This is a genomic window from Burkholderia sp. 8Y (assembly GCF_902506145.1).
Taxonomy (GTDB): Bacteria; Pseudomonadota; Gammaproteobacteria; order Burkholderiales; family Burkholderiaceae; genus Caballeronia.
In genome coordinates this window covers 967,390-990,279 of record NZ_LR733519.1, presented here as the reverse complement: position 1 = coordinate 990,279, position 22,890 = coordinate 967,390, and the positions used below count along the sequence as shown (strand labels likewise).

At 65.7% G+C, this 22,890-nt stretch carries 24 protein-coding genes; 13 read left to right on the top strand and 11 right to left on the bottom strand.

Annotation, left to right across the window (positions count from 1 at the left end; genetic code table 11):
* Nucleotides 1–5: 5 nt before the first annotated feature.
* The 8 genes from GV035_RS04300 (at nucleotide 6) to GV035_RS04265 (ending at nucleotide 6,970) form a co-directional block, all read left to right on the top strand.
* Nucleotides 6–1,214 carry a c-type cytochrome gene (locus tag GV035_RS04300; protein WP_236572539.1) on the top strand — a complete coding sequence of 403 codons (1,209 nt, stop codon included), beginning with the start codon at nucleotides 6–8 and terminating at the stop codon, nucleotides 1,212–1,214.
* 13 nt (nucleotides 1,215–1,227) lie between these two features.
* Nucleotides 1,228–1,386 (top strand): hypothetical protein, encoded by a 159-nt coding sequence (locus GV035_RS04295; RefSeq protein WP_159833708.1) that lies wholly within the window; start codon nucleotides 1,228–1,230, stop codon nucleotides 1,384–1,386.
* Between the two features lie 36 nt (nucleotides 1,387–1,422).
* On the top strand, nucleotides 1,423–1,989 hold the full coding sequence (locus GV035_RS04290; protein WP_159833706.1) for a cytochrome C oxidase subunit II: 567 nt from the start codon (nucleotides 1,423–1,425) through the stop codon (nucleotides 1,987–1,989).
* Entirely contained in the window at nucleotides 1,979–3,604 is a 1,626-nt protein-coding gene (locus GV035_RS04285; protein WP_159833704.1) for a b(o/a)3-type cytochrome-c oxidase subunit 1, read from the top strand. Before GV035_RS04290 ends, GV035_RS04285 begins: the two co-directional genes overlap by 11 nt.
* Nucleotides 3,601–4,404, top strand: coding sequence for a c-type cytochrome (locus GV035_RS04280; protein ID WP_159833702.1), 804 nt, complete (start codon nucleotides 3,601–3,603; stop codon nucleotides 4,402–4,404). The genes GV035_RS04285 and GV035_RS04280 overlap by 4 nt, the downstream gene beginning before the upstream one ends.
* Nucleotides 4,405–4,526: 122 nt before the next feature.
* Nucleotides 4,527–5,588, top strand: a complete 1,062-nt coding sequence (locus tag GV035_RS04275) for an NAD(P)/FAD-dependent oxidoreductase (protein ID WP_159833700.1) — start codon at nucleotides 4,527–4,529, stop codon at nucleotides 5,586–5,588.
* A 30-nt stretch (nucleotides 5,589–5,618) separates the two neighbouring features.
* The gene (locus tag GV035_RS04270; RefSeq protein WP_236572425.1) at nucleotides 5,619–6,329 is read left to right on the top strand and encodes an extensin-like domain-containing protein; all 711 of its coding nucleotides are present in this window, start codon (nucleotides 5,619–5,621) and stop codon (nucleotides 6,327–6,329) included.
* Nucleotides 6,330–6,448: 119 nt separating this feature from the next.
* Entirely contained in the window at nucleotides 6,449–6,970 is a 522-nt protein-coding gene (locus tag GV035_RS04265) for a hypothetical protein (RefSeq protein WP_159833698.1), read from the top strand.
* Nucleotides 6,971–7,015: 45 nt separating this feature from the next.
* Here GV035_RS04265 and GV035_RS04260 read toward each other — a convergent pair whose 3' ends face one another.
* Nucleotides 7,016–7,360 (bottom strand): hypothetical protein, encoded by a 345-nt coding sequence (locus GV035_RS04260; RefSeq protein ID WP_159833696.1) that lies wholly within the window; start codon nucleotides 7,358–7,360, stop codon nucleotides 7,016–7,018.
* Nucleotides 7,361–7,846: 486 nt separating this feature from the next.
* On the opposite strand from GV035_RS04260, the gene GV035_RS04255 reads away from it, so the two are divergent.
* Together GV035_RS04255 and GV035_RS04250 are read left to right on the top strand one after the other, a co-directional pair.
* The gene (locus tag GV035_RS04255) at nucleotides 7,847–8,428 is read left to right on the top strand and encodes a hypothetical protein (protein WP_159833694.1); all 582 of its coding nucleotides are present in this window, start codon (nucleotides 7,847–7,849) and stop codon (nucleotides 8,426–8,428) included.
* Nucleotides 8,429–8,655: 227 nt separating this feature from the next.
* A complete protein-coding gene (locus GV035_RS04250; protein ID WP_159833692.1) occupies nucleotides 8,656–9,057 on the top strand; it encodes a GFA family protein in 402 nt (133 codons plus the stop codon).
* Between the two features lie 37 nt (nucleotides 9,058–9,094).
* Here GV035_RS04250 and GV035_RS04245 read toward each other — a convergent pair whose 3' ends face one another.
* Complete coding sequence (locus GV035_RS04245) at nucleotides 9,095–10,105, bottom strand: zinc-binding alcohol dehydrogenase family protein (protein ID WP_159833690.1); 1,011 nt, start codon at nucleotides 10,103–10,105, stop codon at nucleotides 9,095–9,097.
* Nucleotides 10,106–10,289: 184 nt separating this feature from the next.
* Here GV035_RS04245 and GV035_RS04240 point away from each other — a divergent pair, with 184 nt between their 5' ends.
* Complete coding sequence (locus GV035_RS04240; protein WP_159833688.1) at nucleotides 10,290–11,135, top strand: NAD-dependent protein deacetylase; 846 nt, start codon at nucleotides 10,290–10,292, stop codon at nucleotides 11,133–11,135.
* A gap of 102 nt (nucleotides 11,136–11,237) precedes the next feature.
* On the opposite strand, the gene GV035_RS04235 is transcribed toward GV035_RS04240, so the two are convergent.
* The gene (locus tag GV035_RS04235) at nucleotides 11,238–12,497 is read right to left on the bottom strand and encodes an aminotransferase class V-fold PLP-dependent enzyme (protein WP_159833686.1); all 1,260 of its coding nucleotides are present in this window, start codon (nucleotides 12,495–12,497) and stop codon (nucleotides 11,238–11,240) included.
* 235 nt (nucleotides 12,498–12,732) lie between these two features.
* Between GV035_RS04235 and GV035_RS04230 the strand changes: the two genes are divergently transcribed.
* Nucleotides 12,733–14,433 (top strand): methyl-accepting chemotaxis protein, encoded by a 1,701-nt coding sequence (locus tag GV035_RS04230; RefSeq protein ID WP_159833684.1) that lies wholly within the window; start codon nucleotides 12,733–12,735, stop codon nucleotides 14,431–14,433.
* 640 nt (nucleotides 14,434–15,073) lie between these two features.
* On the opposite strand, the gene acuI is transcribed toward GV035_RS04230, so the two are convergent.
* The 7 genes from acuI to GV035_RS04195 form a co-directional block, all read right to left on the bottom strand.
* Nucleotides 15,074–16,057 (bottom strand): acrylyl-CoA reductase (NADPH), encoded by a 984-nt coding sequence (acuI, locus tag GV035_RS04225; protein ID WP_159833682.1) that lies wholly within the window; start codon nucleotides 16,055–16,057, stop codon nucleotides 15,074–15,076.
* Nucleotides 16,058–16,143: 86 nt separating this feature from the next.
* Nucleotides 16,144–16,581 carry a PRC-barrel domain-containing protein gene (locus GV035_RS04220; RefSeq protein WP_159833680.1) on the bottom strand — a complete coding sequence of 146 codons (438 nt, stop codon included), beginning with the start codon at nucleotides 16,579–16,581 and terminating at the stop codon, nucleotides 16,144–16,146.
* Nucleotides 16,582–16,711: 130 nt separating this feature from the next.
* Nucleotides 16,712–16,927 (bottom strand): DUF2945 domain-containing protein, encoded by a 216-nt coding sequence (locus GV035_RS04215; RefSeq protein WP_159833678.1) that lies wholly within the window; start codon nucleotides 16,925–16,927, stop codon nucleotides 16,712–16,714.
* Between the two features lie 59 nt (nucleotides 16,928–16,986).
* Nucleotides 16,987–17,409 (bottom strand): DUF1810 domain-containing protein, encoded by a 423-nt coding sequence (locus tag GV035_RS04210; protein WP_159833676.1) that lies wholly within the window; start codon nucleotides 17,407–17,409, stop codon nucleotides 16,987–16,989.
* 24 nt (nucleotides 17,410–17,433) lie between these two features.
* Nucleotides 17,434–18,369, bottom strand: a complete 936-nt coding sequence (locus GV035_RS04205; RefSeq protein ID WP_159833674.1) for an aldo/keto reductase — start codon at nucleotides 18,367–18,369, stop codon at nucleotides 17,434–17,436.
* A gap of 67 nt (nucleotides 18,370–18,436) precedes the next feature.
* Nucleotides 18,437–18,790, bottom strand: a complete 354-nt coding sequence (locus GV035_RS04200; protein WP_159833672.1) for a winged helix-turn-helix domain-containing protein — start codon at nucleotides 18,788–18,790, stop codon at nucleotides 18,437–18,439.
* Between the two features lie 246 nt (nucleotides 18,791–19,036).
* Entirely contained in the window at nucleotides 19,037–19,603 is a 567-nt protein-coding gene (locus tag GV035_RS04195; protein WP_159833670.1) for a hypothetical protein, read from the bottom strand.
* A 256-nt stretch (nucleotides 19,604–19,859) separates the two neighbouring features.
* Between GV035_RS04195 and GV035_RS04190 the strand changes: the two genes are divergently transcribed.
* Entirely contained in the window at nucleotides 19,860–21,107 is a 1,248-nt protein-coding gene (locus tag GV035_RS04190; protein ID WP_159833668.1) for a glycosyltransferase family 9 protein, read from the top strand.
* On the opposite strand, the gene GV035_RS04185 is transcribed toward GV035_RS04190, so the two are convergent.
* Entirely contained in the window at nucleotides 21,104–22,873 is a 1,770-nt protein-coding gene (locus GV035_RS04185) for a chloride channel protein (protein ID WP_159833666.1), read from the bottom strand. The two genes, GV035_RS04190 and GV035_RS04185, sit on opposite strands and share 4 nt — an antisense overlap.
* Nucleotides 22,874–22,890: the final 17 nt, after the last annotated feature.

The following is a 22,890-nucleotide window of genomic DNA, read 5'->3' as shown; positions in this document are numbered from 1 at the left end:
GCGCCGTGCCGGCCGGCTACGCCGTCGCGCAGGCGAAGACCTTCGATGACGCCACCGTCAAGCGCGGCGAGTATCTGGCGCGCGCGGGCGACTGCATCGCGTGTCACACGTTGCCCGCGGGCAAGACCTTCGGCGGCGGCCGCCCGATGGAGACGCCTTTCGGCACGCTCTACACGCCCAATATCTCGTCGGACAAGGAGACCGGACTCGGCGTCTGGACCGCCGACGACTTCTACAACATGATGCACACCGGCCGTTCGCGCGATGGCTCGCTGCTCTATCCGGCGATGCCCTTCGCGTCCTATACGAAAGTCACGCGCGCCGACTCCGATGCCATCTACGCATTCCTGATGTCCACGCCGCCGGTGCATCAGCCGAACCGTCAGCATGAGCTGCGTTTCCCGTTCAACCGGCGCGAACTGCTGATCGGCTGGCGCTCGCTTTTCTTCCGGCAGGGCGAGTATCAGCCCGATCCGAAGCAGTCCGTCGAATGGAATCGCGGCGCGTATCTCGTCGAAGGTCTCGGACATTGCTCCATGTGCCATACGGCGATCAACGCGCTCGGTGGCAACGTCAGTTCCAAGGCGTTCGAGGGCGGCCTGATTCCGATACAGAACTGGTACGCGCCGTCGCTCACGTCGAACAAGGAAGCGGGCCTGGGCGACTGGGGCATGGACGACATCGTCGGCTTGCTCCATGCGGGCGTGTCCGATCGTGGCGCGGTGTACGGCCCGATGGCCGAAGTCGTCTACGACAGCCTGCAATATCTGAATGAAGACGACGTGCGCGCGATGGCCGTCTACCTGAAGGCGCTGCCCGCGCGCAGCGGTGGCAAGCCCGAGCCGCCGAGCCAGGCCGTGGTCGAACAGCGCACGAGTCTTTCGCCGCTCGGCAAAAAGATCTACGACGCGCAATGCGCCGTGTGTCACGCCGCGCAGGGTCAGGGCAAGCCGCCCGATTTTCCGCCGCTCGCCAACAATCAGTCGATCGTGATGAGTTCGGCGGTCAACCCGATCCGCATGGTGCTCAACGGCGGCTATCCGCCCGGCACGTTCAAGAATCCGAAGCCCTACGGCATGCCGCCGTTCGCGCAGTCGCTGTCAGACGTGGAAGTGGCGGCCGTGGTCACGTATATCCGCACGACGTGGGGCAATCACGGCGCGCCGGTGTCCGTGAAGGAAGTCAACGAATTGCGCTCCGCGCCTCTTTACTAGCCTCGACACAGCCATGAACGACGATCCGAACGAAGACGCCAAAATCGACGAAATCGTGCGCAGCGGGCCGGGCGGCGCGCTTGCGCTGGCGGGGATCGCGACGGCCATCGTCATCGGCATCTGGTTTGTCTTTTACTTCGCCGTGTTTCTGCCGCGCGGCGTGATCCAGTGATGCAGTGATTCATCGATTCAACCAGGCAGCATAGATATGGCCATCAATTCAGGTTCACACGAAGTCGCGGAACGCGTCGAAAAACGCTGGGCGATGCTCGTGCTCGCCATCGTCGTCGTGCTCGTCGCGATGGTGGTCTACACCGGCCTGCACTGGGCGATGATGCCGCCCTCGCGCGTCGAGACCGTGCGGCCCGAAACGCTGCACGTGTCGGGCGAATTCGTCGAGAGCAATCTCGGCACCGCGCCCGAAAGCGACGGCTCCGTGACGGTGCGCGTCGTCGCGCAGCAGTATTCGTTCACGCCGCAATGCCTGCTCGTGCCGGCGGGCGTGCCGGTCACGTTCCGCGCGACGAGTTCGGATGTCGTGCATGGCTTTCTCATCACCAAGACCAACATCAATTCGATGCTGGAGCCGGGCTATGTCTCGACGTTCAAGACCACGTTCGACGAACCCGGCGACCATCTGATGCCGTGCCACGAGTTCTGCGGCGTCGGGCATCACGGCATGTGGGCGCACGTGAAGGTGATCGATCGCGCCGAATTCATGCAGATGGCCGACAAGCTGCCGGCCAATTCGCGGAGACTGTCCTGTGTTAAATAGCAAGCGCCTCATTCTCGCGCACTTCTGGCTCGCGTTCGTGGCCTTCGGCGTCGCGCTGTTGCTCGGCGCCTGGCAGATGTTCGCGCGCAGCCCGTTGTTCATCGGGTTGCAGAATCCCGAGATCTACTACCGTTCGGTGACGGCTCACGGCTCCGCGATGGGCTACGTGTTCCCGACGCTCATCGCGATGGGCTTCGGCTATGCGGTGACGGAGCTTGCGCTCAAGCGCGCACTCGTCGGCCTGCGCTGGGCGTGGCTCGGCTTCTGGCTCGTCGCGGTCGGCTCCGTCATGGCGATGATCCCGGTCGCGATGGGCCTGGCCTCCGTGCTCTACACGTTCTATCCGCCGATGATCGGCAACGCGTTCTACTACCTCGGCGTCGTGCTGGTCGTGGTCGGATCGTGGATCTGGGTCGCGCTGATGTCGGTGAATCTGCACGCCTGGAAGCGCACGAATCCCGGCAAGACGGTGCCGCTGCCCATGTTCGCGACGGTCGCGGGCGCGTATCTCTGGGGCTGGACGGCGGTGGGCGCGGCCATCGAAGTGCTGTTCATGATCTTGCCGGTGGCGATCGGCTGGAAGAGCACCATCGACGCCGGTCTCGCCCGCGTGTTCTTCTCGTGGACGCTGCACGCCATCGTCTATTTCTGGCTGATGCCCGCGTATATCGCGTATTACACGATCATCCCGCGCGCCATCGGCGGGCGTCTCTACAGCGACGCCATGGCGCGCATCTCGTTCATTCTGTTCCTCGTCGTGTCGATGCCGATCGGCATTCACCACCTGTTCGCCGATCCGCAAGTCGGCTCGGGCTTCAAGTTCCTGCATTCGGTGTTCACCGCGCTCGTCGCCGTGCCGACGCTTTTGACCGTGTTCACCATCTGCGCGTCCGTGGAAATCGCGGCGCGGCTGCGCGGCGGTCGCGGCGCGCTCGGCTGGATTCGCGCGCTGCCGTGGGACAATCCGATGATGCTCGCCGTCGCGTTCTCCTTCGTGATGCTCGGCTTCGGCGGGGCGGGCGGCATCATCAACATGAGTTATCAGCTCGATTCGACCGTCCACAACACGCAATGGGTCACGGGCCATTTCCATCTGATTTTCGCGGGCGCCATCGTCATCATGTATTTCGCGATTGCCTATGACCTGTGGCCGCATCTCACGGGGCGCGCGCTGCGTGACATCAAGATGATGCGCTGGCAGTTGTGGCTGTGGTTCGTCGGCATGATCGTGCTGACGTTCCCGTGGCATTACGTCGGCATTCTCGGCATGCCGCGGCGCATGGCGTTCTACGATTACAGCGATCCGCAGATCGCGGCGCAGGCGGCCTCCGTGGTGATCTCGACCATCGGCGGCTTCATTCTGGTCGTGTCCGCGATTCTGTTCTTCGTCGTGCTGATACGCGCACACGGCGCGCCGCGCGTGAGCGTCGAAGAGTTCCGCTTTAGCCGCGCGGTCCACGAACCGCGCACGATTCCCGTCGCGCTGAACAGCTTCGGGCTGTGGCTCGCGCTGATGATCGGCCTCACGCTCGTCAACTACGGCTATCCGATTGCGCAACTCGTGGCGCGCTCCGATACCTCGGTGCCGGCGGTTCCCATCGGAGCGCAGCGATGAGCGAAGAACGCCTCTTCACCTTCCGCAACCGCTGGTTCGCGACGAGCGTATTGGGCACGGTCGGCATCGCGGCAGTCTCGGCGCTGATCGGCTTCGTGTGGCTGCCGTCCGCGCAGCGCGATGCCTCGTTCACGGGCGTGTGGAACGCCATCTGCAGCGCGGCGGGCGTGCCGCGCACGTGGTACAGCGGGGATACGGCCGTCGTGCCGAAGATCACGCTGTCCGCCGTCGAAGTCACGCCGCAATTGCTCGTCCACCCGAGCGCGAACGCCATCGGGCGCGGCGCGACGCTCGCCTTGCGGTGCACGATGTGTCACGGCGAACGCGGCATGAGCGAAGCGAATTCGCCGAATCTCGCGGGGCAGTATGCGTCGGTCATCTACAAGCAGTTGATGGATTTTCAGGCGGGCGCGCGCACCAACGCCGTGATGTCGCCGATGGCCGCGAATCTGAGCGATCAGGACATGCGCGATCTCGCCGCCTACTACGCGAGCCTGCCGAGGCCGCCGGCGCAGCGCAAGGTGAGCGACGCGCTCGCGCCGGGCATCGTCTCGCACGGCGCGCCGATGCGCAACATCGCGCCGTGCGCGGCGTGTCACGGCGGGATCGACAACAAGGCGGGCAGTCCGTGGATCGACGGCCTGCCGGCGTCGTACACGAAGGCGCAACTCATCGCGTTCGCCCAAGGCACGCGCACGAACGATATCAACGAAGTCATGCGCAACGTCGCGCGCAACATGACGCCCGAAGAAATCGATGCGGCCTCCGCCTACTACGCACGGGAGCTGAACAAGCCGTAAAACGCGGCTCCAAATCGCCGCCCTGGGCGCAGGGACTTCGTTGCCGCGCCCAGACGCTTTCTGTATCGTGGACTGTTGAATGCTGGCAGCGCATGTTGGTTGGCACAACGGAAGGCGATTACATGAACGCATCGAGCAGCACCATTCAAACCGACGTATTGATCATAGGCGCGGGCCCCGTGGGCCTCTTCGCCGCGTTCGAGGCCGGCGTCCTCGGGCTCTCGTGCCGTATCGTGGATGCGCTCGGGCGCATCGGCGGGCAATGCATCGAGCTGTATCCGGACAAGCCGATCTACGACATTCCCGCCATTCCGTCATGCACCGCGCGAGAACTGGTGGACCGGCTGCTCACGCAGATTCGCCCGTTCGACGTGCCGATCCATCTAGACCAGCGCGTGCAGTCCGTCGAGCAGCGCGACGATCACCGCTGGACGGTGCGTACCGAACAAGGCATGACCTTCGATGTCGCCGCCATCCTGATCGCGGCGGGCAACGGCGCGTTCGTGCCGCAGCGTCTGCTCGTGCCGGAAGCGGTGTCGCTCGAAGGGCGCGACGTGCTCTATAGCGTCGCGCGCATCGCGGATTTTCAGGACCGCGACGTCGTGATTGCGGGTGGCGGCGATTCGGCGCTGGATTGGGCCAACGCACTCGCCGGCGTCGCGCGCAAGCTGACGCTCGTGCATCGGCGCAATGGCTTTTCGGCGGCGGCGGCGTCCGTCGCGGCGATGAAGGCGAAGGTCGAGGCGGGCGAGATGAACTTCGTCGTCGGCATGATCGATTCGCTCGACGCGCCCGATGGCGCATTGCGCGCGGTCCGTATTAAGCACGTCGAAGGCACGACGGATATCGCAGCGGACAAGCTTGTCGTCCTGTATGGGCTCGTCGCGGATCTCGGGCCGATCGCCGGCTGGAATCTGGACGTTCGCGGCGGGCGCATCGAAGTCGATACGTCGAACTACGAATCGTCGCGGCTCGGCATCTTCGCGGTCGGCGATATCGCGAACTATCCGAACAAGCAGAAGCTGATTCTCTCGGGCTTTCACGAAGCGTCGCTCGCGTTGCGTAAGGCGTATGCATACGCGTATCCGGACAAGAAGCGCACGCACATCCATTCGAGCTACGACGCGAAGCTCGCAGAGCGCGTGCAGGCGAGCGCGACGGACGCCTCGCATCCCGCCGGTTGACGTGCAGCGCGCAGACGTGCGGAGAGCGGGGTGATCGGGCGACTCATCCGATGGCTGATGCTGCTCGCGTTCATCGCGGCGCTCGTTTTCGGCTACGGCGTGTACACGCGGCGCATCGCCGTGCCGGAACGCTACGATCCCTTCGCCCCGCTCGACGTGCGCGCGCCGCCCGGCCCGCTGACCGCATTCAAGCTTTGGCGCACGACACGCGACCCGCAACTCTGCGATGCCGCGCTCGCCCAGTCGGGCCTTAAGTATCGACCGATCGCGGATACGTCCGGGCCGGGCGGCTGCGAACTGAAGGACGTCGTGCGCGTCACGCAATCCGGCGACGTGCGCTTCAGCGCGCCGTTTCTCGCCACGTGTCCGCTCGCGCTCGGCATGGCGCTCTTCGAGCATCAGTATCTTCAGCCCGCCGCTCTCGACATATTCGGCGAACCCGTGACGCGCATCGAGCACGTCGGCAGCTACGCGTGCCGCAACGTGAATCACCAAAAGGACGCGGCGTTGAGTCAGCATGCGAGCGCGAACGCCATCGACCTGACGGGCTTCGTGCTCGCGAACGGACGACGCATCACGCTTGCGCGCTGGGACGACGCCGGCTCGCCGGATGCCGCGTTCCTGCGCCGCGTCCACGACGGCGCGTGCCGTTCGTTCGACGCCACGCTCGGCCCGGACTACAACGCGCTTCACAAGACGCACTTTCACGTCGACATGGGCCCGTACCGCATGTGCCGCTAACGCCGACGCACGCACGGGTCGGATTCGGACGCGAGGTTCGCTAGAATCGGGATGAACGCGGTGTGCGTCAGACGACGCGCGCCGCCCGCATTTCATCTTCTACCGGAAGGAACGAGCGAATGACGAATCAAGCGCCTTCGATACCAGACCCCTACGAACGACGCGCCTTGCTGCTGCATCTCGGCGATGTGCTGGAGACGGTGTTTTGCCTGAGCCAATGCGCCGACGAGTACGCGAGCATCGGCGACGCGGTGCGCGGCAACGACGCACTCGCGGGCTTCACGCTGCTCGGTTTCGTCGATGCGGACATGTCGCCGCGCGATTTCATTCGGCGCGCATCGGGGGCGTTCTTCGTATGGCCGAAGGCGCTGCTCGACGCGTCGCTGAATCATCCGATGCTCGCGAACACCGTGAAGCACGATCTCTTCGAAGATAATCTGGCGGGCTGGCGCGCGTACGTGGAGGAGCGGCGCGGCGAAGTTCCGTGGTTCGGCGAAGACTTGCCTGACGTTGCCGAAAGCGCGGCGCCCGCGCATGCTGCACGCGAGGACGCGCCGGGGGCGGAGAAGAGCGAAGAAACGGGCGAGAAGCAAAAGCCGTCGCGCTACATGACCTGGCCGTGGCCGGACAAGTCGAAGTGAACGGGGCATGCAAGCGGCGTCACGCCGCTTGCATCGTTCAAACGATCAGGGCTTCTTGCCCATGCTGCCCGCGTCGCTGTCGAAGCCGAGGCCGTTCGGGCGCTTAGGCGCAGGCCCTTTACCTGACGATGTCTTGCCCGGAGTGGTCCGCAGCGCGCCGCTTGCCTGCGCGGCTGCAACCGCCGGCGCCGTGGCGTTCTGTTCCTGATAGGCAGGCGTGCTGTCGTTGTCGAGCCTGCTGGGTTTTGTCTGGTTGGGCTGAACGTTCTGCTGACCGTTCGGGTGTCCTTCCGGTTTCGCCGTCGGATTCTGCGCGCTTGCCGCCAACGCAAACGTGGCACCGGCCAGCATCGCCGCCAGTCGTGCCGCTGCCCCAATAGTGGGTCTCATCTCGTTCTCCCAATGTTCTGTGCTTTGCGTTCTTCAAAGCAAGCAGCGGACCTGCCCGCGCTTTTGCTGTCGATGCGCAAGGTGTCGCGTCGTCCACGGTCACACGTATGCGCGCCGCGCGCCGGAACAATCGGGCTTTCAACGGGGAAAGCGAGAATCGAGACTTGCCGCGATGCTGCTAGCGAGCGAGCCCAGCTTCCTTCGCGGGTGTGGCGCTCGCGGACAACGCAACGATGACAGGATCTACGCCGATGACGTGCTCGCGCGGCTGCGCGCGATCGGCATCGCACCGCGGGTCCTGACGCGGCGGCGGCTTTGCCCGCGCGGATTTTGGCGGAAGATGCCGGTGCTTCTGGCGTGGCGCGGTTCGGGATGACGGTATCCTTGACAGCAGGCCCGGCGCAGACTCGCGGCCATTCGCGCGGCGACGTGCGGCGGCGCGCGAACTGCAACGACTAAAAACACCGCATCGGGGAACGCACGTCAATGAAACCTTCACATCTCGCGGGAATCGCCTTGCTCGCCGGCTCCTGCGCCGCGCTCGCGCAGCAACCGCTGAGCTTGCCCGGCCGCAGCCAGAGCGCCGGACAACAGGCCGTCGATAACGCCGCCTGCTATGCGTACGCCAATCAGACGACGAAGGTCAACATGGCGCGCGAGTCGCAGAGCGCGCCGAAGCAGAGCACGGCCGACACGCGCACGATGAGCCCGCCGCGTCCCGTCGAGCCGCCGCTGCCGCCGACCGCATCGGGCGCGCTGGCGGCATCGGCTGCGTCGCCGGCTTCGGGCGCGTCGGGCGCTGTTGCCGCGTCGGGGGCATCGGCGGCGAGGGTCGCGGGCGCGTCGGCGCCGCGCGGCGCGTCGGCGGCGATGCCGGCGTCCGGCGCGGGCGGAATGGGTGGGATGGCGGGCATGCCGGCCATGCCCGGAATGGCGAGCGGCGCATCCGACGCGCTCTATGGCGGCGACATGAAGATGCCGCCGCTTCCGCCGCCCGAGCCGCCGATGGCCCGCTACTGGCGCGCATACAGCGAGTGCATGCAGAACCGCGGATACTTCGTGCGTTGAGCGTCTGAGTGCATGAGTGCGCCCGGGCTTACGCCGCCGATGGTCCGCTGCTGGCGGGCCTACAGCGAAGGCATGCGGAATTGCGGATACTTCGTACGTCGAGCTTGTCAGCGCCCGGGCTTACGCCGCCGATGGTCCGCTACTGTCGCGCCTACAGCGAGTGCATGCAGAATCGCGGATACGTCGTACGTTGAACGCGACAAGCCGCCAAAAACCGGGAGCGACACATGAACCGCGATGCCATCCACGAAGGCCACTGCGCCTGCGGCGCAGTTCGCGTGCGTGTCTTCGCCGAGCCGAAGGACGTGAATCTCTGCCACTGCATGACATGCCGCCGCATCCACGGCGCGCCGTTCGGCGTGTACGCGATTTTCGAGCGCGATGCAGTGGACGTTTCGGGCGACACCATCGCGTGGCAAAGCTCGCCGACGGGCCGCCGTCATCACTGTCCGGCGTGCGGTTCGCCGGTCTATCTCGCGTTCGATGGCGTCGCGGAAATCGAAGTGCCGACCGGCATCTTCGACGAGATCGGGCTGTATCCGCCCGCCTATGAAATCTGGTGCAGGACCGCCGAGCCGTGGCACGACGATCAGGGCCGGCCGCGTTACGTGCGCAGCCGGCCGCAGTAGTGCGTCAGTAGTGCCTCAGTAGTGCGTCAGCAGCGCCTCAGCACTCCACGATCGCCTTCACGACGCCCGCCTTCGGATCCAACAGCGACGAAAACCGCGCGGGCACGTCGTTGAGCGCCATGCGATGCGTGTTGAGCGCGTCGGTCGGCACGTCGCCGCGGCGCATCGCGGCCAACACCGTCTCGAAGTCTTCGGGCGTCGCGTTGCGGCTCGCGAGCAGCGTCGCTTCGCGCTTGTGAAACTCGGGGTCGGCAAACGAGATGCGATCCGGCACGATCGACACGAGCACGTACTTGCCGCCATGCGCGATGAACTCGAAGCCGCGCTCCATCGCACGCGAATTGCCGGTCGCGTCGAACACCACGTCGAAGAACTCGCCGTCCGTCAGTTGCGACAGTTCTTCCTTGTCGCGCTCGCCGATCTGCACGGTCGCATCCACTTTCAGTTCGCGCTTGCAGAAGGCGAGGCGGTCTTCGCGCGTATCGAGCGCCGTGACTTTCGCGCCGCGCAGCCGCGCAAACGTGAGCGCCGCCATGCCAATCGGCCCGGTGCCGACCACCAGCACGCGCTGGCCCGGCTGGACGTCCGCGCGACGCACGGCGTGCGCGCCGATCGCGAGGAATTCGACCATCGCCGCCTGATCGAGCGTGACGCCTTCGGCCTTATGGACGAATTGCGCGGGCAGGTTCAGATATTCCGTGAACGCGCCGTCGCGATGCACGCCCAGCACCTGAATGTTCACGCAGCAGTTGGTCTTGCCCTGACGGCACGCAATGCACTTGCCGCACGACAGGTACGGCATCACGTAGACCGTATCGCCGGATTTGAGACCGCTGGCTGCGTCGGCTTCCTCGATCACGCCGGACAACTCGTGGCCCATCACGCGCGGATACGACAGATACGGCTGATTCCCGGTGAAGATGTGCAAATCCGTGCCGCACACGCCGACGCGCTTCACGCGCAGCAGCACTTCGTTCTCGGCGCGCTGCGGCTTGGCGCGTTCTTCGGCCTTGAGGGTTCCGGGTGTCTCGCAGATGACGGTCAGCATCGTGTCTCTCGTTCGAATGAGGTGAAATCGGGCAGCATGTCAATCTATCGGCGCGCCGCCTTTTGGTCAAGCCAATTCCAAAAACAGCGAAGTGGTAAGGCCGGTGCATCGGCCGGCGTTTCGCCTTATATTTCGAAGATATCGCACCGGCAACCACCGCGCGTCAGGCGCCCGAGGACGGCACGTGCTTTCACTTCATGACTTTGTCGAGCGGCATCCGCGGCTCTTCGTACTTTCCGGCGCGGGTATCAGCACCGAGTCGGGCATTCCCTGTTATCGCGATCGCGAGGGCCAGCGCACCGGCCGCGCGCCCATTCTGCTGAAGGACTTTCTCGGCTCCGACTACGCGCGGCGGCGCTACTGGGCGCGCAGTCTGATCGGCTGGCCCGTGGTGGCGGGCGCGCGGCCCAACGCGGCGCATCACGCGGTGCGGGCGCTGGCTGCGCGCTCGCGCGTGCATCGGCTGGTAACGCAGAACGTCGATGGACTGCACACGCGCGCCGGCAACGCGGACGTGATCGAATTGCACGGGAACATCGGCCGCGTGCGCTGCATGGACTGCGGCGCGCGGCACGAGCGGGCCGACGTGCAACGCTTGCTGGAAGCCGCCAATCCCGAATTTGTCGATTACACCGCGCCTGCGGTGCCGGACGGCGACGCGCTGATCGAAGACCTGGATTTCGGCGCGTTCGAGGTGCCAGGCTGCACGCATTGCGGCGGGCTGCTCAAGCCGGACGTGGTGTTCTTCGGCGAGGGCGTGCCGCGCGAGCTCGTGCAGGATGCGGCAAGCGCGCTCGACGGCGCGGACGCGATGCTCGTGATCGGCTCCTCGCTGATGGTGTATTCCGGCTACCGCTTCTGCGAGTGGGCCGCGAAAAGCGGCAAGCCGATCGCGGCGATTAACATCGGCAAGACGCGCGCCGATTCGCTGCTCGCGCTAAAGGTGGAAGCGCCTTGCTCGGAGGCGCTGGGGGAGTTGGTCGCGCGGCTGGATGCGCGGTGTGGGGGGAGCGAAGGTGAGTCGGCCTAGCTTGTTGCTCGCGGTGGAGGTCGGGGCGCCAGCCTTCAATGCGCCGGACGTCCTGACGGCACGGCTGGACGCTCCATCGATCGGCAGCTAGACCCCAGCCGCCTACTTCCTTTCCCGCGACAACACGCCGAGCGCCTCGCCCAGCCGCCCGACATCCGACATCCGCGAGAAGAGCGCGGGCGTCGCGCGCACCACATCGCCTGCGTCGGGACCGGGCCGCGTCACGGTGAAGATGCCGAAGCGTTCGCGCAGCGCATCGCACGTCGCGCGGGCGCTGTGGCCGTCGACCCGGAAAGCGGTGATGCCGGCCGTCATCGACGGATCGTCCGGCGTCAGGATACGCACGCCCGGCAGCGCGCGCGCCGGCTTCACCCACGCATCGCGCAGCGCCCGCAGACGCGCTTCCTTCGCATGGGCGCCGATGCGCGCGTGTAAATCCAACGCCGCCGGCACCGTGAGCCACGCGGCAAAGTTCGGCGAGCCGGTATGCACGCGCGAGCGAATGTCGTCGGCAGGCCACGTGCGGTCGCCGAGATACGGATCGACGGCGTCGAGGTGTCCTTTGCGGATGTAGATCGCGCCGCAGCCGAGCGGCGCGCCGATCCACTTGTGCAGATTGAGCGCGGCGAACGGCACGTCGAGCGCGGGCACGTCGAAGTCCAGCGCGCCCCAGGAATGCGCGGCATCGGCGATCACGTCCGCGCCTGCCTGCCGAGCCAGCGCCGACAGTTCCGCCACCGGCATCACGAGGCCGGTCGCGAAGCAGACGTGCGAGAGCAGCACGAGCCGCGTTCGCGGGTGCGCGCGCAGCGCCTCGGCGTACGTCTCGATCACCGCTCGGTGGAAGTCGTCATGCTCGTGCGGTTCGGGAATCGTGATCCGCACCGGCGTGACGCCGCGCCGCTCGCGCAGCCATTCCATCGCGTCCTTGCCGCACGGGTAGTCGAGGTCGCTGTAAAGCACGGTGTCGCCCGGCGCGAGGCGGTTATAGCCGCTGATGAGCGCGAGCAGCGCCTCGGTCGCGTTACGCGTCAGTTCGATTTCCTCGACGCCGCAGCCCATCGCCGCTGCGACGCGTGCGCGCAGGCCGTCGTGAATGGCGCCCCAATGCGGGCGCACGAGCGTCGTCGTCTCGTAATTCAGGCGGTCGATCCAGTAATGGAATACCGATTTCACCGGCTCGGCCATCGCGCCCCAGTAGCCGTTCTCAAGATTGATGACCGCATCCGTCTGCCGATACAGTCCGCGCACGGCGTCCCAATAGGTCTCGTCGGTGGCGACGTCGGGGGAAGCGGGCGCGGCGGGCAGCGCACGCAGGGCAGCGTCGAATTCAGGCGTGCGGATATCGAGCGGATCGGTCATGGGCGAAGTGGAGGAAGAAAGGCGTCATTATCGCCAATCGCGCAACCGGCATCCCATGAACAGAATATCGACCATAAGCCGGTCCAGCCCTTCAGACGCGCGGCCGCTGCGCCGTAATCAAGAACCAGAGCGCCGCGACGCGACGGAAAGCAAACGTTCGCGCGTGCTTTTTTCGCGCCGAAGAGCGTGAAGTCGCAAGCAAACAACGATTCTTCCGGACCTGAGAGAGCCCACCGTGAATCTCCGCAACATCACCATCAAAAACAAGCTCATCGCCGGCTTCGGGCTGCTCGCTGTGCTGCTCGTACTAGTCGCAGGCATGTCGCTGCGCGCCCTCTCCACCACCACGGACGGCTTCGCGCACTATGTGCACGGCATCAACGCGCGCGCCGACGTGGCCGCGCAGATCCGCGCCGCCGTAGACCGCCGCGCGATCGCGGCGCGCAATCTCGTGCTGGTCACGAAGCCCGCCGATCTCGAACTGGAGAAAGCGGACGTCGAACGGGCGCACCAGGACGTGCAGACGCGCCTCAAGCAATTGCAGGACATGATCGCCTCCGCGACCGATGCGAGCGAGGAGGCGCGCAGCCTCGTCGCCGAGATGACGCGGGTCGAGGCGCTCTACGGGCCCGTGGCGACCGCCATCGAGGCGCTCGCGCTCGCGGGCCGTCACGACGAGGCCATCGTCAAGCTGGACGACGACTGCCGGCCGCTCCTCGCGCGCCTCGTGAAAGCCACCGAAGATTACGCGACGTACACGAGCGTGCGCCGCGACGAGATCGTGCGCGATTTCGAGGCGAACTATCGGACGCAGCGCAACGTGCTGCTCGCGCTGTGCGTGTTCGGCGGGCTGTTCGCCGTGTGCGCCGGCATCGCGGTCACGCGCTCGATCACGGCGCCGATCACTGAAGCAGTCGGGATCGCGCAGACCGTGGCGCGCGGTGATCTGCGCAGCCGGATCGTCGCCGAATCGAAGGACGAAACCGGCGATTTGCTTCGCGCGCTTGCCCAGATGAACGCGCGCCTGACCGAAACGGTGAGCCGCGTGCGCGAAAGCGGCGGGGCGGTCGGCGGCGCGGCGAAGGAACTGGCGATGGGCAATACCGACCTGAGCCAGCGCACCGAAGAGCAGGCGGCGTCGTTGCAGGAGACGGCGGCGAGCATGGAGCAGCTCACGTCCACCGTGCGTCAGAACGCGGACAACGCGCAGCAGGCGAGCACGCTGGCCTCCAATGCGTCCGAGGTCGCGCGCAAGGGCAGCGATGTCGTCGGCCGTGTCGTGTCGACGATGCAGGGCATCAGCGATAGCTCTGCGCGCATCGCGGAAATCACCGGCATGATCGAGGGCATCGCGTTTCAGACGAACATTCTGGCGCTCAACGCGGCGGTCGAGGCGGCGCGCGCGGGCGAACAGGGACGCGGCTTCGCGGTCGTCGCTACCGAAGTGCGGAGCCTGGCGCAACGGTCCTCGACGGCGGCGAAGGAAATCAAGGAGCTGATCGCGGATTCGGTCGACAAGGTGCGCGACGGCTCCGCGCTCGCGGGCGAGGCGGGCTCGACGATGAGCGAAGTCACGCAGGCCGTCGCGCGCGTGACCGACATCATGGAGGAAATCGCGGCGGCGTCGGCGGAGCAGGGACGCGGCATCGAGCAGATCAATCAGGCCATCACGCAGATGGACGAAGTGACGCAGCAGAACGCGTCGCTCGTGGAGGAAGCGGCGGCTGCGTCGCAGGCGCTGGAAGAGCAGGGGCGCAAGCTGAACGAAGTGATGGCGTTTTTTACGGTTGAAGCGGGTGGTTCTGCGGTTGAGGCGGCTGCGTTTGCGCCAGCGCCAGCGCCGGCTGTCGGGCGCAAGGGGCCAGGAAGTGGGCCGGTGCGTAAGGAAGCGGTGAGTGTCGCCGCGAGCGATGCCAGCGGGTGGAGCACGTTCTGATCGCGACGAAGCGCGCGGCGGTGCGCCGCGCCTTTCAATCTCGCGGCGATGAAGGCTCGCGGTAATCACGATGGCCGCAACCGGCGAGTCGGCGACGGCGTTTCATGCCGCCCCGCGCTCACGCATTCACATTGACTATGACGCGGCCTTCAATCTTGCGGCGATGAAGGCTCGCGGCGCTCATGATGGCCGCAATCGGCACGTCGGCGGCGACCGCGTTCCATGCCGCCCCCGCTGACGCGTTCACATTGACCAAGCCTCGGTCTTCAATCTCGCGGCGATGAAGGCTCGCGGCGCCACGATGGCCGCGACCGGCAAGTCAGCGGCGACAGCGTTCGATACCGCTTTCGTTATGCGTTCGAATCGACGATAGCGCGGACGTTTATCTCGCGGCGCAGCAGACTCGCGACGCTTTCGTCCGCGTCCGCGAGTGCGACGCGCTGCATGGTCCCAATCAGCAAGTCAGCGGCGACCGCGGTTCGATGCCGCCCTCGTTATGCATTCGGATCGACGGTAGCGCGGCCTCTGACCGCCCCGCGCAGCAGACTCGACCGCAGGTTCCGGCGCGTCCACAAGCGCCACCGCGCTCGGTCGCCGCAACCTGCACGTCAACGACAACCGCGTTCTATGCCCCCCACGCTCACGCATTCACATCAACGATCACCCGCCCCTTAACCTCACCGCGCAGCAGACTCGCCGCGCTTTCCGGCGCGTCCGCAAGCGAAATCGCGCTCGCCACGCGCTCGATGGTTTCCACCGGCACATCGGCGGCGATCGCTTTCCACGCCGCGATACGCCGCTCGCGCGGCACATAGACGCTATCGACGCCGAGCAGCGCGACGCCGCGCAGGATGAAGGGCGCCACCGTCGCCGGAAAATCCATGCCTTGCGCAAGCCCGCACGCCGCGACCGCGCCGCCGTATCGCAAGCTCGCGCAGACGTTGGCGAGCGTGTGACTGCCGACGCAATCCACCGACGCCGCGAACCGCTCTTTCTGGAGCGGCTTGCCGGCCGCGGACAGCGTCTGGCGATCGACGATATCCGCCGCGCCGAGCTCACGCAGCCGCGCCGCTTCCTCGGGCCGCCCCGTCGATGCGACCACGCGATAGCCGCGCTTCGCGAGAATCGCCACCGCGAAGCTGCCGACGCCACCGTTCGCGCCGGTCACGAGCACATCGCCGTCGCCGGGCGCGACGCCGTGCCGCTCCAGCGCCTGCACGCAAAGCATCGCCGTGTAGCCCGCGGTGCCGACGGCCATCGCCTGACGCGTCGTGATGCCGGCGGGCAGCGGGATCGGATGCCCGCCCGGCACGCGCGCCTTCTGCGCGAGGCCGCCCCAATGCGTTTCGCCCGCGCCCCAGCCGTTCATCACGACGAGATCGCCCGGCCGGTAATCTGCGTGCGTGCTCTGCTCGACGACACCCGCGAAGTCGATTCCGGGCACCATCGGAAACGTCCGCACGACCGGCCCCTTGCCGGTGATCGCGAGCGCGTCCTTGTAATTGAGCGTCGAATAGTCGACGCGCACAAGCACGTCGCCCGCCGGCAGACGCGACTCGTCGATTGACTGAATGGACGCAACCGTGTGGTCGTCCTGTTTGTCGAGCAGCAGCGCGTTGAACATGGTAATCCCGTCGAACAGTGAGATGAACCCGCGCGATGCAGCGGCAAGCGCGCCGCTGCATCGCTCCTATCGCTTACATCGCCAGGTCAGTGATGTTCGGAATCGGCGCGCGCCACCGGCGTCGACTTCACCTTCGAGTACTGGAATTCGGGCAGCGCCTTGATCGCGTCCTTGGTCGCGCCCGGCAGCACGAGCTTGCCGTTCTTCACGTCAAACTGTTCGATGGGAATGGCGACATCGTGGTGCGACACGCCGAGGAACTGATTGGCCGCGATGATCGCGAACGAGACAGAATGGTCGGGCGCGATGATGATGTCGTGGATCACGCCGACGCGCGCGCCTTCGTCATTGACGACGGGCTTGTTCAGGATCGACTTCTTGACGCTCCAGCCGTCGATGATCGCGGTCGAGACCTGGACGGAGACGCCGAGCGGCTGGGCGCCCGCGACCTGCGCGAACGAAGACGTGGAAGCAAGGCCGATGGCCGACGAAGCGAGAAGCGATGCCACGAGTTTCAAGTTCATATCGATTCCTCAAAAGATTTGGCAAAACGGTTCGGCGAAAACGCGCCAATGACGGCGCGGGAGCAGTTTGACCGTTTCCCGGGGCTTTTGCATGAACCGCGTCTCCGCTTGTTTGTCCTTTTTCCGCCAGTCAGTGCGATATGTGCTTGAGCGCGTTGCCTTTGTGGACCGCGCGCTTGCCGCTTTTGTCGCTCTCCACTTCGTAGTGGGGATCGTCTTTCGACGCGTTGACCGTGTGTCCGTCGAGCGTCGTGCGCTCGGAAATGACGCGCACCACGCGGCCCGTGGTCTCGCCCTGCGGCGTGTTCCAGCTGACGTGGTCGTGGACTTTCAGCGATCGGCTCATGTCGGGCTCCAGTGAAATGGTCGTTTGAACGCTGCAACGGCCATGCCTGTCGCCGCGAATCAGCGCAGGCGCATGAGCGTCGCTTCGTCCGGCTGGCCGTCGAAATAGCGGCGCAGCGTTTCGTCGAAGATCGGCTCGTCGGGCGCGGTGCGCGCGAAAAGCGTCATCGACGAATGAAACTTCATGTGATCCGGATAGCCGAAAATGTCCTCGATGCTGCGCCCTTCGACGCCATTGACGATGCCAGTCAGTTCGACGAGCCGCGCGCCCAGCACCGGATGCGCCAGATACGCCTGCGCTTCGGCAAGCGATTGAATGGCGTAGTGCTGCGCCATCTGGCTGTGCCCGAGCCCCGCGATCTGCGGAAACACGAACCACATCCAATGCGTGCGCTTGCGGCCTGCCGACAGTTCGGCGCGCACGTCATCGATGACGCTTTCCTGCGCACTCACGAAGCGTTGCAGGTTGAACGGATCGCCCATCGATCGCCTCTCTCCCGTTGCACGTCACGCGACGGCTTGCTGGATTCGCCGTTTCAGCGCCGCATCCGGATAGACGCCGATGCCCGCGTGAACGTTGTCGATCATGTATTCGCGGCGGCCCGTGCCCGGAATGACGCACGTGACCGCCGGATTGCCCAGCACGAATTTGAGCAGAAGCTGTGCCCAGCTCGTGCAACCGAGTTCCGCCGCGAAAGGCGGCAGCGGCTTGCCGCGCAATCCGGCCAGCAGCGACCCGCCGCCGAACGGCTGGTTGACGATCACCGCGACGCCGCGCTCCGCCGCGAGCGGAAGAAGCCGGGCTTCGGCGTCGCGGTCGTTGGCGGCGTAATTGATCTGCACGAAGTCCACGCGCTCGGCGCGCAACACGGCTTCGACCTGCGGGAACGCGCCCGACGTGTAATGCGTGATGCCGATGTAGCGCACGCGCCCGGCGGCCTTCCAGTCGCGCAGCGTGGCGAGCTGCGTGCGCCAGTCTAGAAGATTGTGAATCTGCATCAGGTCGATGCGAGGCGCGGCGAGGCGCTGCATCGACTGCTGCATCTGCGCGATGCCTTCCTCGCGGCCTTCGGTCCAGACTTTCGTCGCGATGAACGCCTTGTCGCGCGCATGCAGTTCGGTGAGCAGCGCGCCGGCGACCGCTTCGGACGTGCCGTACATCGGCGAGGAATCGATCACTGAGCCGCCCGCCGCGAACAGCACGCGCAGCACGTCGGCGAGTTCGCGGCGGCGGGCGGCGTCATCGCCGACATCGAAGGTGCGCCACGTTCCGCATCCGACGACGGGCAAGGCTTCTCCGGTCGAGGGAATCGGGCGCTTGTGCATCGGTTCGATGGTCGCGTCCGCTGCGAATGCGCCGACGGCGCGCGCGGACAGCGCGGCGGCGGCCGCGCGCAGAAAACTGCGCCGGCCGAACGCGCGGTCCGGCTGGAAAAGCTTCATGGTGTGCGGCTTCCGCTTCGGTAAGGCAGGGAGCCACAGGATAAACCGCGCGTCGGGCGCGCGTGCGCTACTTCTTTTTCGCTTCTTCCAGGCAGGCCGCGAGCTTCTCGAAGTAGGCGAGCGCCTTCGCGGTCGGCACGACCGATTTCGTCCGCAGGTCCGCGCCGCTTTCGTCGAGCGTGACGAGCCCTTGCTGTTTCAGGCGCGTCAGCTTGCGATGCACGGTGGCGGGCGCACCGGCCACCGACAGCGCCATGGTTTCCGTGACCGTCAGCGTGCGCCCGGCGTGCCAGGCCGCGGTCAGTGCTTCGAGAAGCCGTTCCTCGGCCGCGTCGAGCTTCGGCACGGACGGCAAAGCCTGAACCGCCTGCGCGAGGTTCAGAAAGCGAAAGTAAGCGTCGACGAGCGGTTTTTTCGTCATTGTCTTGCGCTTGCTCCAGCGCCCAGGGAAATTGTCAACGTGGTGCAGTGAATCATACTCGTTCGCGTCTGACGTTCCGTATACAAAAATAACTTATCAATCTGATAAGCAACTGCTATCATGCGAAGCAATCGAGTTGGCAATGAAATCGCAGCGAAATAGCCGATTGCTTACGCGAGAACCTGAGAGAAATGAGAGAGGCAGTGAGACAGACGCCGCCCGGTTTTTGCCGGGCGGCGTTTTTTTTCATTCGCTGAGGCGCCGCCGCAAGGGCGCCACCGTCACCATCAGCCACAACGCCAGCTTGATCGTATAGATGACGATCAGACTGCCAGTCAAATCTCCCACCACCATCACCACGAAGCGCCTGCCCGCGCCCGCGGCTTCGCCATGCATGGCGAGCCAGATCTGATGAAGCGCGGGACTGGCGATCGAATACAGCAGGATGAGCAGGAGAAGACGCTTCGCCGTCAGATTCGAGAGCGATGTGCGTAATCCCAGCACGCCGGTCGCGAAAAGATAAATGAGATACGGCGCGAGTGCGGAAATCGTGCCGTAGAAAAGCGAGCGCACCGGATCGTCTGGAAAATACAGAAAAACGCAACTGACCCAGGCGGCGCATAACATGCCTACTGCGCCGGCTTCACCGAAAAGCAGCGTGCAAAGCAAGCGCATGCCGGCGGGCAGATAAATCCAGTTGGCGCCCGGCACATATTCAGAATGCGGAAACAGCAGTTCATTCGCGACGAGCGTGACAAGAAAAAGCGCGGCCGTGCCCGCGATGATCGGGCCGCGTTGACGAAGGTATTGCATGGCATGTTCGGGACGGTGAGACATCGGCGCGAGCGTGTAAGCCGCTGACGCGGCGCGACTCTAACACGGCGGCGGCGGCGATTGTCGCACGGCGACATTAATTGGCGCGACTATGCGCGCGAATCGCGAATAATAAACGTCGGTCTATTGGTCGATTACGTGCAAACTGCGCCTATCATTGAATCGGCACCTTTTATTACATTAAAAGATCGGCTCGCATTAGCATCATGCGCCGTCATTTGCGCCGTTTCAAAAAATGCACATTCAATCCGACGCCCAATTGCCCATTCATATCGACACCGTCCGCGCGTTACGCGTGGCAGGGCGCGCATCCGAAGCGCAGACGATGCTCCGCCAGATTGCCGCGCTGCCCGATGCCGGCGGCGTCTGGGCGGGGCAGATGGGCATCGATATGAACTTTCTCGGCATGTTCGCCGAAGCGGAGGCGTGGCTCAGGCGCGGTCTTCTCGAACCGCTGCCCGACGTGATCCGCTACCAGCTCACCGAAGAGCTGATCATGGTGCTACTGAGCCGCGGCAAGTATCACGAAGCGCACGAACTGCGTCGAACCAATCGCGACATCGGGCGCGCCGAGGCGCTCCTCGACACGCTATTCAAGGGCGACAGCGCGTGGATCGAGCGGCTATTGCCCAAGATGCTGGGCATGGACGAACCGGTCGCCGGAAAGTCGGTGCTGCTGCTCGTCGAAGGCGGATTCGGCGATTTCGTGCTCTTCTCGCGATACGTGGATGCCCTGCTGCGCGACGGCGCGCGTGAGGTCGTGATCGAACTGTTCGATTTCTGGCGCGACGCCGTGTGTCCGCGAGCGCGCGTCCGTCACGCGGTTCCGACCGTCGAAGCGCGCGCCGAGGAAGCGCAACGCTGCGATCGCGTGGCCACCGTCTTTAATCTGTGGGCGCGCTATCAGCCGTCGCCTTACGCGCCGCAGGAGAATCCGGCGGCGCTGATCGGCCTGGATGCCGCGAAGCCTCTGCCGTCCGAGGCGAGCGCGTTATTGCAGGCGGACGGCGCGCGCCCGAAGGTCGGCCTGATCTGGCGCAGCGCGAGCGGTGCGCGGCACGAGCCTTATCGGTCGATACAACTCGGCGACCTCTTTGCAAAGCTCGCCGATGCAAATTGCCAGTTCTTCTCACTGCAAGTCGGCGAACTGAGCGAGGCGGAACGCGCGCTGCTGCACACGCACGGCGTCACCGACATCGCGCCGCATCTGCACACGTTCGGCGACACGGGCCGCGTCTTCGAGGCGCTGGATCTGATCGTTTCGATCGACAGCGGTCCGGCGCATCTCGCCGCCGCGCTGAATCGTCCGGTCTGCGTGCTGCTCGCGCAAGCGTGCGACTGCCGCTGGTACGACTGCGCGCGCTTCACGCCCTGGTATCCGTCGATGCGTCTCTACCGGCAGACGCATCTCGGCGACTGGTCGCATCCGCTGGCGGAGCTGCGTGCGGACCTCGCCCGCTTCGCCGCTTCGACGCGCGCTTAGGGCTTGCGCAAGGGCTGAGTGCGCCGGAAGCCGCGGAAGCGTTCGCGCCGGTGCTCTTCGTCGAAATGGGCGCGCGCGGGCTTCACGAGATCGCTGCGCGAGACGATGCCGACGAGCCGCATCGATTCCTTGTCCGTCACGACTGGCAAGCGTTCCAGTTCATGCACGGCAAGCCGCGTCGCGGCGAGACGGCATGGTTCGCCGGGCAGCGCGACGGCGGGCGCGGCGTCGCTCTCTTGCGCGAGCGCCTCGCCGATCGTGCCGGCTTGCGACGCCCCGGCGAGCGCCGCCAGCCCCGCGCGATCCAGCATGCCGAGAAGCGCGCCATCGCGCACGACCGGATACGCCCGATGCGCCTGCTCAGGCCCAAAATGCCGCGCGAGCACATCGGCGAGCGGCGTGGCGGCGTCGATGGTGTTGACATCGCGCGTCATCACTTCGTCCACGTGATGCCGCTCCAGCGGGTCCACGCCGTACTCGCGGTAGATGTGATAGCCGCGCCGCGCGATCTTCTCCGTCATGATCGAGCGGCGCATGACCACGGTCGCGAAGCCGTGCGCGACGAGCGTCGCGGCGAGCAGCGGCAGGAGCGCATTGCTGTCGTGCGTCAGGCCGAACGCGAAGACGATGGCGGTGAGCGGCGCGCCCAGTGTCGCGCCGAGCGTCGCGGCCATGCAGACGAGCGGCCAGAGCGCGGTGTCGTGGCCCGGCAGGACCGCGCCGAGCACGGTGCCGAGGCCCGCGCCGAGCATCAGGAGCGGCGCGAGCACGCCGCCCGACGTGCCGGATGCCAGCGCCACGACCCAGATCACCGCTTTCACGGTGAGGATTGCCAGCGCGACCTGAATCGCGATGTGCTGATGCAGCAGATCGCCGATCACGTCATAGCCGACGCCGAGTGCGCGCGGCTCCAGAAATCCGCCGATGCCGACCACGACGCCGCCAATGGCCGGCCACCACATCCAATGCAGCGGCAGCTTGGCGAACAGATCTTCGAGCTTGTACAGCGCGGCCGACAGCCCCGACGCGAGCACGCCCGACAACAGGCCCGCGACGAGGCACGACAGCAGCGAGATCATGTGCGGCGGCTGCGTCTGCATCGGAAAGAGCGCGCCCGTGCCGAACACGAACGCCCGCGCGAAACCGGCCACGGCGCACGCGAGCGCGACCGGCAGAAAGCTGCGCGGCCGCCATTCGAAAAGCAGCAGTTCCACCGCGAGCAGAACGGCCGCGACCGGCGTGCCGAACACCGCCGTCATGCCCGCCGCCGCGCCCGCGACGAGCAGCGTCTTGCGCTCGGCGGCCGTCACGTCGATGCACTGCGCGATCAGCGAGCCGAGCGCGCCGCCCGTCATGATGATCGGGCCTTCCGCACCGAACGGCCCGCCGCTGCCGATCACGATGCCCGAGGAGAGCGGCTTGAGCACCGCGACTTTCGGCGACATGCGGCTCTTGCCGAAGAGGATCGCTTCGATGGCTTCGGGAATGCCGTGGCCGCGAATCTTCTCGGAGCCGAAGCGCGCCATGAGCCCGACGATCAGCCCGCCGATCACCGGAATCACGATGACCCAGACCCCGAGGGTATTCAGCGCGGGCGAGCGGTCCTCGATGGAGAACGTCTGGAAGAAGAACAGATTCGTGAACAGATGGATGAGCGCGAGCAGCAAGACCGCCGCGAGCGTGCTGATCGCGCCGATGATCGCCGCGAGCCCGCAGATGCGTAGCAGCCGATCGTTCACGGAAAAGTCGCGTTTATGATGATTCATGCCTGTCACTCCAGAAA